The organism is Pseudoalteromonas sp. S3260, assembly GCF_005886925.1.
GTDB classification, from domain to species: domain Bacteria; phylum Pseudomonadota; class Gammaproteobacteria; order Enterobacterales; family Alteromonadaceae; genus Pseudoalteromonas; species Pseudoalteromonas tetraodonis.
Genome location: NZ_PNCV01000418.1, coordinates 1 through 377 on the forward strand (window position 1 = coordinate 1; position 377 = coordinate 377).

The 377-nt window shown below is 50.7% G+C and carries 1 protein-coding gene; it reads right to left on the reverse strand.

The features are described from left to right. On the reverse strand, positions 1-377 hold a 377-nt coding region (locus tag CWC14_RS19030), incomplete at both ends, for a tryptophan 7-halogenase (RefSeq protein ID WP_138564423.1).

The following is a 377-nucleotide window of genomic DNA, read 5'->3' on the forward strand; positions in this document are numbered from 1 at the left end:
TTGAGGGCATAATGGAGAATAATAAAGTCGCGAATTTGCGCCATTTCGGTGCTAAATAAGCGGTTAAATGCACGCACCGAGGCGGGAGCAATGCGTTGGTGTGGAAAATGTTTCAGTAAGCGGATCACCGCTGTTTGAATCAAATGGATACTGGTGGACTCAAGAGGCTCAAGGAAGCCACTGCTTAAACCGATGGCGACCACATTTTTGTGCCATTGCTGGCGCCTAGCACCAGTGCGAAATGGGATCACCCGAGGCTCATGCAATGCCTCACCGGGAAGGTTTGCTAGTAACTGCGCCTTGGCTTGGTCGTCATCGAGATAGCGAGAGCAGTAAACTAAGCCATTACCAACGCGATGCTGCAACGGGATTTGCCA